The 11915-nt window shown below is 64.8% G+C and carries 9 protein-coding genes; 5 read left to right on the forward strand and 4 right to left on the reverse strand.

The features are described from left to right. The first annotated feature begins 15 nt into the window (after positions 1 to 15). The 3 genes from B4393_RS10660 to B4393_RS10670 are packed head-to-tail and all read left to right on the forward strand — an operon-like array spanning position 16 to position 6020. Positions 16 to 3024 (forward strand): MMPL/RND family transporter, encoded by a 3009-nt coding sequence (locus B4393_RS10660; protein WP_078334136.1) that lies wholly within the window; start codon positions 16 to 18, stop codon positions 3022 to 3024. 53 nt (positions 3025 to 3077) lie between these two features. After that, positions 3078 to 4244 (forward strand): acyltransferase PE, encoded by a 1167-nt coding sequence (pe, locus tag B4393_RS10665; protein ID WP_070936575.1) that lies wholly within the window; start codon positions 3078 to 3080, stop codon positions 4242 to 4244. Between the two features lie 24 nt (positions 4245 to 4268). After that, complete coding sequence (locus B4393_RS10670; protein WP_078334137.1) at positions 4269 to 6020, forward strand: AMP-binding protein; 1752 nt, start codon at positions 4269 to 4271, stop codon at positions 6018 to 6020. A 10-nt stretch (positions 6021 to 6030) separates the two neighbouring features. Here B4393_RS10670 and B4393_RS10675 read toward each other — a convergent pair whose 3' ends face one another. Further along, on the reverse strand, positions 6031 to 6684 hold the full coding sequence (locus B4393_RS10675) for a GAP family protein (protein WP_070936577.1): 654 nt from the start codon (positions 6682 to 6684) through the stop codon (positions 6031 to 6033). Positions 6685 to 6689: 5 nt separating this feature from the next. Next, positions 6690 to 7337, reverse strand: a complete 648-nt coding sequence (gene pdxH / locus B4393_RS10680; RefSeq protein ID WP_070936901.1) for a pyridoxamine 5'-phosphate oxidase — start codon at positions 7335 to 7337, stop codon at positions 6690 to 6692. Positions 7338 to 7458: 121 nt separating this feature from the next. Between pdxH and B4393_RS10685 the strand changes: the two genes are divergently transcribed. Together B4393_RS10685 and B4393_RS10690 are read left to right on the forward strand one after the other, a co-directional pair. Next, on the forward strand, positions 7459 to 8595 hold the full coding sequence (locus tag B4393_RS10685) for a citrate synthase 2 (RefSeq protein WP_078334138.1): 1137 nt from the start codon (positions 7459 to 7461) through the stop codon (positions 8593 to 8595). 49 nt (positions 8596 to 8644) lie between these two features. After that, complete coding sequence (locus tag B4393_RS10690) at positions 8645 to 9109, forward strand: VOC family protein (RefSeq protein WP_078334139.1); 465 nt, start codon at positions 8645 to 8647, stop codon at positions 9107 to 9109. A 3-nt stretch (positions 9110 to 9112) separates the two neighbouring features. On the opposite strand, the gene B4393_RS10695 is transcribed toward B4393_RS10690, so the two are convergent. After that, the gene (locus tag B4393_RS10695; RefSeq protein ID WP_078334140.1) at positions 9113 to 10795 is read right to left on the reverse strand and encodes an FAD-dependent oxidoreductase; all 1683 of its coding nucleotides are present in this window, start codon (positions 10793 to 10795) and stop codon (positions 9113 to 9115) included. Next, positions 10795 to 11850, reverse strand: coding sequence for an AurF N-oxygenase family protein (locus B4393_RS10700; protein WP_078334141.1), 1056 nt, complete (start codon positions 11848 to 11850; stop codon positions 10795 to 10797). The genes B4393_RS10695 and B4393_RS10700 overlap by 1 nt, the downstream gene beginning before the upstream one ends. Positions 11851 to 11915: the final 65 nt, after the last annotated feature.

An 11915-nucleotide genomic window follows, 5' to 3' on the forward strand; every position in this document is an offset into this window, starting at 1 on the left:
GATGGTGAGGAACATATGCGGCGGCTAGCCGATCTCGTGGTGCGATGGCCATGGGCGGTGATCGGCGCTTGGGTTGCGCTGGCGATAGCCCTGCCGCTGACCTTCCCCTCACTGACCGAAATGGCGGAGAAGCATCCGCTGGCCATCTTGCCCGCCGACGCACCATCGAGTGTCACGGCCAAGAAGATGACCGAGGCGTTCCACGAATCGAGCAACGACGACCTGCTGCTGGTCGTATTCATCAACGAGAACGGCCTGGGGCCCGACGACTCCGCGGCCTACCGCAAGGTGGTCGACGCGCTGCGGCACGACCTAACCAGCGTCGTGTCCGTACAGGACTTCATCGGCACGCCCGAGCTACGAAAGTTCCTGACGAGTCAGGACAACAAGACCTGGGTTCTGCCGGTCGGCCTCGCGGGCGAGCTGGGCACACCCAAGGCCTTCGACTCGTACAACCGGGTGACGAGCCTCATTCAGCACAGCCTCGACGGCAGTCCGACCTCCGTGCACATCACCGGTCCCGCGGCCACCGTCGCCGACCTCACCGTCGCCGGCCAGCAGGATCGCCTACCGATCGAGCTCGCGATCGCCGTCCTGGTGCTCGCGGTGCTGCTACTGGTCTATCGCAGCGCACTGACGATGATGCTTCCGCTGGTGACCATCGGCTCCTCGCTGGTCATCGCGCAGTCCGTGGTGGCGGCATACTCGCAGCTGACGGGCGCGGGCGTCTCGAACCAATCCATCGTGTTCCTGAGCGCGATCTTGGCCGGCGCCGGCACGGACTACGCGGTCTTCCTCATCAGTCGCTATCACGACTATCTGCGGTCGGGTAAGACCTATGACCAGGCGGTCAGGGCCGCGATGATGTCGATCGGAAAGGTGATCACCGCATCCGCCACCACGGTCGGTATCACCTTCCTACTCTTGAGCTTCGCCAAGATGGGCGTCTTCCAGACCGTCGGGATCTCGTCGGCGATCGGCATCGGCGTCGCATACCTGTCCGGCCTGACTCTGCTGCCCGCAATCCTCGTGCTCGCCGGACCCCGCGGCTGGGTCAAGCCGCGGCGCGAACTGACGGCCCAGTTCTGGCGGCGGTCGGGTATCCGCATCGTCCGTCGGCCCATTCCGCATCTGGTGGCCAGCGTGCTGGTGTTGGCTCTGCTGGGCAGCTGCGCGCTGCTCGCGCGCTACAACTACGACGACCGCAAGGCCGTCTCGCCCTCGGCACCGAGCTCGGTCGGATACGCCGCGCTGGAACGCCACTTCCCCCTCAGCCAATCGATACCCGAATACATCCTCATTCAGTCGCCGCGTGACCTGCGCACCCCGCAGGCCCTCGCCGACCTGGAACAGATGGCCTCGCGCATCGCTCAGCTGCCCGACGTGGGCCTGGTCAGCGGGGTCACTCGCCCGCTCGGCGAGGTACCGCCCGAGTTCCGGGCCACGTATCAGGCCGGACTTGTCGGCACCAGGCTGGCCGACGGCTCCAACCAGATCAACCAACGCAGCAGTGACCTCAATCGACTCACGTCCGGTGCGAACACCCTGGCCGGCAGCCTTACCGATCTGCGCAATCAGCTCAACAAGATCACCCCCGGTCTGCAAAGTCTGCTCGAGGCGTCGAACTCGCTGAAGACCAAGTCCGGCGGCGACGAGCTGGTGCGGAACGTGGACAACGCCGCCAAACTCGTCGACGAGATCAACGCACTGGCCAACGACATGGGATGGAACTTCTCCGCCGCGAAGGACATGTTCGGCTGGATCAACCCGGTGCTGGCAGCACTCCAGGGCAACCCGGTCTGCGACGCCGACACCTCGTGCAGCAACACCCGTGGCCAGTTCGAACGTCTTGTCGGCGAGCGCAACAGCGGTCGCCTCGACGAGATCGAGCGGCTCGCGCGTCAGCTCGGCAACTCCTCAGGCAACAAGGCGACCCTCTCCACGACGGTGACCAAACTGAACGCCTCGCTGCTGAGTGTGGTCAACGGCCTTCATGCCATGGGCCTGGACAAACCGGGTGGCCCACAGGCAGGACTCAACCAGTTACGGCAGGGCGCCGACCGTCTGGCCGGTGGCAGCCAGCAGGTGGCCGGCGGCGTGGATCAGCTCGTCGGGCAGATCAAGGTGATCGTCAACGGCCTCAACCAAGCGTCGAACTTCCTGTTGACGATGAAGACCAACGCCGCGGACCCCTCACAGGCGGGCTTCAACATTCCCGCCGAGGTGCTGAATAATCCGGACTTCCAACGGGCAGCCCACGCGTTCATCTCACCGGACGGCCACTCCGTGCGATACCTGGTCCAGACGAAGCTCAACCCGTTCAGCCCCGAGGCGATGGACCAGGTCAACGTGATCAGTGACGTGGCCAAGGGCGCCCAGCCCAACACCACACTGGCCGACGCCACGATATCGATGGGCGGGTTCCCCACCGCGCTGCGCGACACGCGTGACTACTACCAGCACGACATCCAGTTCATCATCGCGGCGACGCTCATTGTCGTTCTACTGACATTGATGGTGTTGCTGCGCGCGATCGTCGCTCCGCTGTATCTCGTCGGTTCCGTGGTGCTGTCGTACTTCGCGGCCATCGGCATCGGGGTGCTGACATTCCAGTTCCTGCTCGGCGAGCCATTGCATTGGACCGTGCCGCCGTTGGCCTTCGTGGTGCTGGTCGCGGTGGGCGCCGACTACAACATGCTGTTCGTGTCGCGAATGCGGGACGAGTCGGCGAGCAGTGTGCGCTACGGCATCATCCGCGCCCTGAATTCGACAGGCGGCGTCATCACGGCGGCCGGACTGATCTTCGCTGCGTCGGTGGGCGGCTTGCTCTTCTCTAGCATTGGAATCGTGGTCCAGGGCGGCTTCGTGATCGGCGTGGGAATTCTGCTGGACACCTTCGTGGTCCGGACCATCACGGTGCCGGCCATCGCGGCACTGGTAGGCAAGGCCAACTGGTGGCCGTCGCAGGTCAGCGCACGTCCGAAAGCGTCGGCTAAACCCCAGGCCGCCACGCCGACGGTTTAGCAAGCACCCGTTATGTATGTGAGACTGAAAACGAAGTTGAGTCAGGAGCACGGATGAAAGACCTCCTCGCAGGCGCCGCAGTACTGGTAGTTGCCTGCGTAACAGGATGTCTTGGCATCCCGTCCGCGATGGCCGACGACCAGCAGGTTCCCGGCCCGCCCATCCCGATGGTCACACCGGATGGGACGGTCCTGGCCGCCCCATCGTCGCCGGACCGGACCGCGTACGCCCTGGGCGGTGCGCATGTGCTCGGCATCCCGTATGACGAGTACATCCGGATGACCGGCAAGGACTGGTTCCCCAACATGAAGCGGGCCAATATCTGGTACCCCGCGGGACAGGTTCAGGGCCACACCCTGGAACGTTTCTTCCCCGGCATCGGTCCGATCGGTGAGAAAATCCTGCCCGGCTTGGGTCTGGACGGTCCCAGCATCGGCGAGTCGATCGACATCGGGGAACCCAATCTCGAAAACGCCGTGCGTACCGGCGGTCCTGGCACGGCGATGGGGTTGTCCGAGGGCGCGCTGGTACTCAACGCGGTCAAGAATGCGCTGGCGACGGATCCCACCGCACCGTCTCCGGATTCACTGACCTTCGCGACGTTCGGTGACCCGATCGCGAAGAGCCCCTTCAGCGAAAGCTTCTTGACCCAGAACTTCGCTCCCGGCTCCGTGGTGCCGTTCATGGACTATCCGGTACCGGCCCGGGTGGACAGCCAGTACCACACCGACCAGTTCATCTCCGCGTACGACAGCATCGCCGACTGGCCGGACCGGCCGGACAACCTGTTCGCGGTCGCCAACGCCATCGCGGGTCTGGCCACCGGTCACACCGCGATTGCCTTCACCAACCCGAAAATGGTTCCGGCGCGGAACATCAGGACAGAGTTCAACTCCCGGGGAGGGTCGACGACGACCTATTTCATCCCCGAGCAGCACCTTCCCCTGGTGCTGGGCTTCAAGTATCTCGGGGTGCCCGAGGAAACACTGAACAGGCTGGACGCGATCCTGCAGCCGCGCGTGGACGCCGGCTATTCGCGCAACGACGATCCGGCAACGGCGCCGATCACGGTCGACCCGACGCAGGGCTTCGACCCTGCGAAGGTCACGGCGCCCGCCTCGCAGGCGACATTCGGTGGCGGATCCGATCCGATTTCCCAGATAACCAGCGGCGCTCTGGCCGTTCTGGGCAACGGCACCCGCCAGACCCCTCCCAATTAAGCACCGCATGACTTGGACAAAAATATGACACCTTCAACCCAGTCATCCATCCTGTCGATGCTGCACGGCCGTGCCAGCCTGCGCCCGGACGACATCGCCTTCACGTTCACCGACTACACCAACAACCCGGCTGGTGTCGCCGAGAGCCTGACCTGGTCGCAGCTGTCGCGCCGCACTTTCAACGTGGCCCGCGAGCTCAGCCAGCACGCGTCGCCCGGCGACAGGGCACTGATCCTGGCTCCACAAAGCCTCGAATACATCCTGGCGTTCCTCGGCTCCATGCAGGCCGGGCTGATCGCGGTGCCGCTGCCTCTACCGCATCGCGGTTCGAGCTTTGACCGGGTCAGTGCCGTCTTCGATGACACGTCACCGTCCGTGGTGCTCACCACATCGGCAGTCGCTGAAGACGTCGGTGACTACGTCGACCAGTCGCGCCTCGACATCGCCCCGAAGATCCTCGAAATCGACGCCCTACGCCTCGACCTCGACGCCGGACCCAGCATCGCACCGGGCGATATGCCCAATATCGCGTACCTGCAGTACAGCTCGGGTTCCACCCGCACACCCACCGGCGTGATGCTCTCGCACCGCAACCTTCAGGTGAACTTCGAGCAGTTGATGCGCAGCTTCTTCGTGGACACCGGCTCCACGATCCCGTCGACAGCCACCATCGTGTCCTGGCTGCCCTTCTATCACGACATGGGCTTGGTGCTGGGTGTCTGCGCCCCCATCCTGGGCGGCTATCGGGCCGACTTGACCAGCCCACTGGCCTTCCTGGAAAAACCGTCCCGCTGGGTACGGGCGCTGGCCACGAATCCACACGCCTGGTCGTCGGCGCCCAACTTTGCCTTCGATATGGCGGCCCGCAAGACAACAGACGCCGACCTGGCAGGGCTTGACCTTGGTGGGGTCCTCGGCATCATCAGCGGCGCCGAGCGGGTCGAGCAGGCCACCTTGCAACGCTTCGTCGATCGGTTCGCCCACTTCAATTTCCGGGACTCCATGATGCGTCCCTCCTACGGGCTGGCGGAGGCGACGGTGTTCGTGGCCTCCGGGACCTGGAGCGAATCGGAGCCCGCAGCCCACTTCGACGTCGAGGAGCTCTCCGCGGGCCGCGTGCGGCGTTGCGCGGCCGGGGCCGGCACGGCGCTGATCAAATACCATGCGCCGCGATCCCCCATCCTTCGGATCATCGACAGCGACACCCACCGGGAGTGCCTGCCGGACGTGGTGGGCGAGATCTGGGTGCACGGTGAAAACGTCGCCTCCGGCTACTGGCGCAAGTCCCCCGAGGAGCAGCGCTGCTTCGGGGCGAAGATCGTCGACCCGTCGTCCGGTACTCCGGACGGCCCGTGGCTGCGAACCGGTGACCTCGGCTTCGTCTCCGAGGGTGAGCTGTTCATCGTCGGCCGCATCAAGGATCTGCTGATCATCCGCGGGCGTAATTACTACCCTGAAGACATCGAGGCAACGGTTCAGGAGATCAGCCGCGGCCGCGTCGCCGCGATATCGGTGCCGTTCGACAGCACCGAAAAGCTGGTCACCATCATCGAGCTCAAGACGCGCGGCGATTCCGATATCGAGGCCGTCAAGAGCGAGATCACCTCGGCGATTTCGAACGCCCACGGCGTGAATGTCGGGGATATCGTTCTCGTGCCACCGGGGTCGCTGCCCACCACGACCAGCGGCAAGATCCGGCGGCGCTCGTGTGTCGAGCAGTACGTCCAGAACGAGTTCACCCGATTGGATGCGGACTCTCCGGTGGGTGTTGCCTGACCTTCGGGTGTCAGATACCGGCCAGGCCGACCGCGAGCAACACGCATCCGACCACGGCTAGCACCAGCGCGATATTGCGGCGGCGGTTGGACTGTATCCAGCTGTTGAGCCTCTCCATCGCCTCGCCGGTCCGCTCCGGCGCCACGGCGTGCGCGAGGAAGGGAATCTCCACCAGCGCAAAAGCGATGACGTTGAACATCAGCAGCGCGGTGACCTGCGTGGCCGCCGGGGAACCCGAGGCCACGATCACTGCCAGTGCGGCCAGGAAGTCCACCGACGGCAGCGCGATCCCCAGTCCCGCGACGGCTGCCACCCAGAGCGAGCCACCCGTCGCGATCGCCTGAATGCGTGCGGAGACCTTGTCCAGCTGTGCGTTGGGGGCCGGTCCACGTAGCCGGGAGGCCAACAAGGCGGCGACCAGAAGCGCCGCCACCCCGATGCCGACCTGCACCCGAGGCAACGTGAAATGAGCCGACCCGGTCGATACGTTCCGGAAGGCGAACAGCACCACCAGACCCACGGCCATTCCCATCACGAACCCACCGGATAGGAACGCGAACAGCTGCAGCAGGGGGCGCGGACGATTCAGCATCAGCACCGTCATGCCCAGACGGAAGGGTTCGAAGCTGACGGCGATGGCCATCACGAGCAGTGTGATCCACATGGTTGTCAGGGCTGCAACCGCTGCACCCGACCGTCAGCGACGACGATCCGGTTGTGCACACGGTTCTCCCGGCCCTGCCAGAACTCGACATTCTCGGGGGCGATCACGTATCCGCCCCATTGCGGGGGCACCGGTATCTGATCCAGATCGGCGAACCGCTGGGTGATGTCATCGAGCTGGGCCAACAACGCCGCTCGGGACTCGATGGGCGCGGACTGCTGTGAGGCCCACGCCCCCAGCTGTGAACCGCGCGGCCGCTTGGCCCAGTAGTCGGCGGTCTGCGCCGGATCGACTTTGGTCACCCGGCCGCGCACATGCACCTGGCGCCCCAGCGCGTACCAGGGGAAGGTGACGCTGGCGTACGGCGCCTCGTCGAGCTGGCGCCCCTTGGCGGAGTCGTAGTTTGAGAAGAACGTCACACCCGCCGGGTCGAACCCCTTGCACAGCACTGTGCGCGTTACCGGCCGGCCGTTGTCGACGGTGGCGAGCACCATCGCATTCGGTTCGGGGATGCCAGAGGCCACCGCGAGGTCAAACCACTTGTGCAACAAGGGAAGCCAGCCGTCGGCGAGCCAGTCGGCGTCCAGATCACCACTGCCGTCCTTCTCTCCGGGGCGGTAGTCAGAGCGCAGCCATTCGGTCACGAAAATCACGCTACAGGCGACCCCCATCGCCGCATCTAAGAGACACCGACCTGACTAAGAACTGGCCTTATTTGCGAGTGCAAGAATCGCCTTTACCGAGTTGTTACCCACAGGTAGGGAGTCGAGAATCATGACGGTTGCAGCGCCGCTACCAGCGGATTTCGCACCTGGACTGGAAGGCGTGACCGCCTTCGCCACCGAAATAGCCGAGCCCGACAAGGACGGCGGTTCACTGCGCTACCGCGGTGTCGACATCAAGGACCTGGTCGCCCAGCGGGTGACCTTCGGTGATGTGTGGGCACTGTTGGTCGATGGCAAGTTCGGCCAGGGTCTCCCACCGGCCGAGCCATTCCCCATCCCGGTACACACCGGGGACGTCCGCGTGGACGTACAGGCCGGGCTCGCCATGCTGGCACCCATCTGGGGCTTTGAGCCGCTACTGGACACCGAGGACTCCCTCGCGCGACACCAGCTTGCGCGCGCCTCGGTCATGGCGCTCTCCTACGTCGCGCAGTCGGCGCGGGGCAACTCCCAGCCCGCCGTTCCGCAGCAGATTATCGACGAATGTTCAACCGTCACATCGCGTTTCATGACCCGCTGGCAGGGTGATCCCGATCCCAAGCATGTCGAGGCCATCGATGCGTACTGGGTTTCGGCCGCCGAGCACGGCATGAATGCCTCGACGTTCACCGCCCGTGTCATCGCGTCCACCGGTGCCGACGCGGCTGCCGCACTCTCCGGCGCGGTCGGTGCGATGAGCGGTCCACTGCACGGCGGCGCACCCGCCCGCGTGCTGCCGATGATCGAGCAAGCCGAGAAGACAGGTGACCCCCGTGGTGTCATCAAGGGCATCCTGGACCGCCGCGAGAAGCTCATGGGCTTCGGACACCGGGTGTACCGTGCCGAGGACCCGCGTGCGCGCGTGCTGCGCAGCACCGCCAAACGACTCGGGGCCGCCCGCTACGAGGTAGCAGCCGCCCTCGAGCAGGCTGCCCTTGCCGAGCTGCGGGAACGCCGTCCCGACCGCATCATCGAGACCAATGTCGAGTTCTGGGCCGCCGTCATTCTCGACTTCGCCCAGGTGCCGACCCGGATGATGCCCGCGATGTTCACCTGCGCCCGCACCGCGGGGTGGAGCGCACACATCATGGAGCAGAAGCGACTCGGCAAGCTGGTGCGTCCGGCCGCGCTGTATGTCGGCCCGGGTCCGCGCACCATCGAATCCGTCGACGGATATGGTCTGCTGCACGCTCGCGTCGGCGCGTAAGTACCCGAACGCCTGGCGTCACCCTGCGTGAGGTGGTTGGGTGGGTCATATGACCTCCGAAGTACCTCCCGTAGCACCCTCCGTTTCCCCGTACATCATCGTCGAGGACTCACGCGCGGCCATCGAGTTCTACAAGAACGCCTTTGGCGCCGAGGAACTCGGCCTGCTGGAGACTCCTGACGGCAAGGTGATGCATGCCGCCGTCAAGATCAACGGCACGACGATCATGATGAACGACGACTTCCCCGAATACAACGACGGCAAGTCCAGCACGCCCACCGCCCTCGGCGGCACCCCCGTCACCATCCATCTGACGGTGCCCAACGTCGATGACTGGTTCCAGCGCGCGGTCGATGCCGGAGCGACCATCGAGATGCCGCTCGAAGACCAGTTCTGGGGCGACCGCTTCGGCGTCATCAAAGACCCGTTCGGCCACCAGTGGTCCTTGGGGCAGCCCGTCAAGGTGGTCGACCCCGAAGAGCTCAAGAAGTACGTGGCCAGCGGCGGCGAGTAAGCCCTACCGGAGCAGGTCTTCCAGCACGGACCCGCGAATCGCCTTGCGCCACAACGGTGGTTGCGGGGCATTCGCGGCGACGCGCAGCATCTCGGGCACCGAGACAAACTTGTCACGGGGACGGCCCTCACCCTTGCCGCGCGCGATTTCCGCGCGGTCGATGGCCAGCCAGCCTTCGTGATCGATGATCGTCGGCTGACGTCGCTGGATCAGCCTGGCCAGGCCCGACAATCGTTGCGCCGGATCGGCGAGCAGCCCGTTGTTGTAATCCTCGACCAGCGAGGTCACGGTCTGCTGAGAGCACGACTTGTTGGTTCCGATGAATCCGGTCGGACCGCGCTTGATCCACCCAGCCACGTAGGTGCCGGGGTGTGCCCTACCGGTGGATGAATCTGTCACGCGTCCTTGCTCGTTCGGGATGGTCCCGCGCTCGTTGTCGAACGGCACGTCCGGCATCGGGACACCGCGATAGCCGATCGAGGTGAGAAACAGCCCCGCCTTGATGGTGTCGGACACATCGCCGTGTTCGAACTCGACACCTTCCACGCGGCCCTCGCCCAACACCTTGGCCGGGGTGCGGTTGTAGGCGAACCGAATGGTCTTACCGCCCGGTTCCCGCGCCTCACGCGGGCAGGTGCTGAGCACCTCCAGCTTCTGCCGGGTCAGCGGTTCCAGATGTGTCTGCAGCGCTTGATCAACGAGGTCTGCCGTCTCTTGGTCGATGACGACCGTCATGTCGGGCAGTCCGACGAGCCCGAGGAGCTCGGGCAGGGTGAACGCCGAGTGCTCGGGGCCGCGGCGGCCGACGATGACCACCTCGCGCAACTTGCTGTTGCGCAGCGCAGTCAACGCGGTATCCGAAATATCAGTGCGCGCAAGACGATCGGTGTTTCCGGTGAGTACCCGCGCGACGTCGAGCGCCACGTTTCCGTTGCCGATGACGACGGCGCGTTCGTGGTCGAGGTCGACCCGGAAATCGCTGTAGTCGGGGTGCGCGTTGATCCACGCGACCACCTGGGTGGCGGTGGCACTTCCCGGCAGCTCGATCCCCGGGATGTCCAGGCGACGATCCGAGGAGGCGCCGACGGAGTAGATCACCGCATGGTGATGCGCCAGTAGTTCCTCGTGGCTGATGTCCTTGCCCACCTCGACGTTCAAGTAGAACTCGAAATTGGGCTGTGCGGCCATCGTGTCGAAGAGCTTGGTCACCCGCTTGGTCTGCTGGTGGTCGGGGGCCACCCCGGCACGCACCAAACCGTATGGGGCGGGCAGTCTTTCGAACATGTTGACCTTCACGTTCGGCTGGGTCAGCAGCTCGTCGGCGGCGTACATGGCAGCCGGACCGGAGCCCACGATCGCCACCTTCAGCGCCCGGCCGGTCTCACGCACCGGCGGCGCCTGAATGACCGGAGCCAAACTGGCGCGAGGGATTTCACGCGGATAAAACTCGGAGTTGATCCGCAGGAAGGGCAACTGCTCTTCCTTGAGGACCGAGTCCGGCTTGATGGCATCGACCGGGCAGGCAGCGACGCAAGCACCACAGTCGACGCACGAGGAGGCGTCGATGTGCAGCATCTCCGCCTTGAGGAAATCGGGTTCGTCAGGCGTGGGGTGAATGCAGTTGACCGGGCACGCGTAAACGCACGACCCCTCGTTACAGCACGCCTGGGTAACGACGTGTGGCATCAGGCGGGAACAGCGCTGTGTGAATCAGACACCGCGGCTTCGGGGGCCGAGTAGTTCACCAGCGGACCGCGCTGCGGCTCGCTGCGGTAGCGGGCTGCACGGCCATCGATGTGCAGCAGTCTCCACACCAGCTTGGCGACCGGGTTCATCATGCCAACCTCACGGCACAGCATCCGAACGTCGGAGAAGACCTCGCTCATGGTCTGGCGCGAGGCCGGACTCTTCCAGAAGATCTCCTTCATCACGTCCTGCGGGATGTCGAACTTCTTGGCGAAGCTACGCGGCGGTGTCATGATCGCGCCCATCAGCACCCGCATGGTGATGGGGGTGGCGATGGACAGCACGAAGCGGTTGAGCCAGTGCATGCTCGGGACACGCTTGCGCAGGTACTCGTGCGCGAAGGAGATGTGCCGGGCTTCCTCGGCCACGTGGATCTCCATGACGCGCTTCATGATCGGGTGCAGGTTGTCACCCTCGCGCAGCACATTCTTCTGGGTGTGATCGATCGGCTCCTCGCCGGCAAGGACGCCCACGAAGAACATCTCCGGGAAGGGCGTGGCGGCCAGCGGGACGAACGGCGACAGCCAGCGCAGCAGGCGCGGCATTCCGGGCACGTCGACACCGAGGCGGTTCACCATCTCCTGGAACATCAGGGTGTGGTTGCACTCTTCGATGGACTCGTGGTTCAGGTAACGGAACTCCGGGGATCCGTTGGGCACGCTGAAGGCGTACTGGATCAGGCCGCGGATCAGGATGCTCTCGAAGTGCAGGCCCACCTTGGCGACGTTGGCCTGGCGCCACATACCGATCTCGATCTGCTTCTCCAGCGACTGCGCCTGGTACCAGGGGTGCCGGCCGAAGGGATCGGTGCGGTGCGGAAGCACCCAGCGCGGGTCATTGGGGATGACGGCGTATTCAGGCGCGTCCCAGTCGATATCGATGAACGGGTCGAAATTCCGGTTCGTCGATCCGTGCGACAGGGTCTCCAGCACCTGGACGTACTTGGCATCGCCACGCACTTCCTTCTTTGCGCGCAACTTCTCGCGGAGCGACATGCCAATCTCCTTTGATTAGGTAACGGACCTGCAAACTTTTACGTTCCGGGGCTACTTGGAAGTCT

Source organism: Mycobacteroides franklinii (assembly GCF_002013895.1).
In the GTDB taxonomy this organism is placed as follows: domain Bacteria; phylum Actinomycetota; class Actinomycetes; order Mycobacteriales; family Mycobacteriaceae; genus Mycobacterium; species Mycobacterium franklinii.

Bases quoted from the DNA above. Each gene is read 5' to 3' on its own strand.
- B4393_RS10660 (WP_078334136.1), top strand. From the start codon at position 16: ATGCGGCGGCTAGCCGATCTCGTGGTGCGATGGCCATGGGCGGTGATC.
- pe (WP_070936575.1), top strand. From the start codon at position 3,078: ATGAAAGACCTCCTCGCAGGCGCCGCAGTACTGGTAGTTGCCTGCGTA.
- B4393_RS10670 (WP_078334137.1), top strand. From the start codon at position 4,269: ATGACACCTTCAACCCAGTCATCCATCCTGTCGATGCTGCACGGCCGT.
- B4393_RS10675 (WP_070936577.1), bottom strand. From the start codon at position 6,684: ATGTGGATCACACTGCTCGTGATGGCCATCGCCGTCAGCTTCGAACCC.
- B4393_RS10685 (WP_078334138.1), top strand. From the start codon at position 7,459: ATGACGGTTGCAGCGCCGCTACCAGCGGATTTCGCACCTGGACTGGAA.
- B4393_RS10690 (WP_078334139.1), top strand. From the start codon at position 8,645: ATGACCTCCGAAGTACCTCCCGTAGCACCCTCCGTTTCCCCGTACATC.
- B4393_RS10695 (WP_078334140.1), bottom strand. From the start codon at position 10,795: ATGCCACACGTCGTTACCCAGGCGTGCTGTAACGAGGGGTCGTGCGTT.
- B4393_RS10700 (WP_078334141.1), bottom strand. From the start codon at position 11,850: ATGTCGCTCCGCGAGAAGTTGCGCGCAAAGAAGGAAGTGCGTGGCGAT.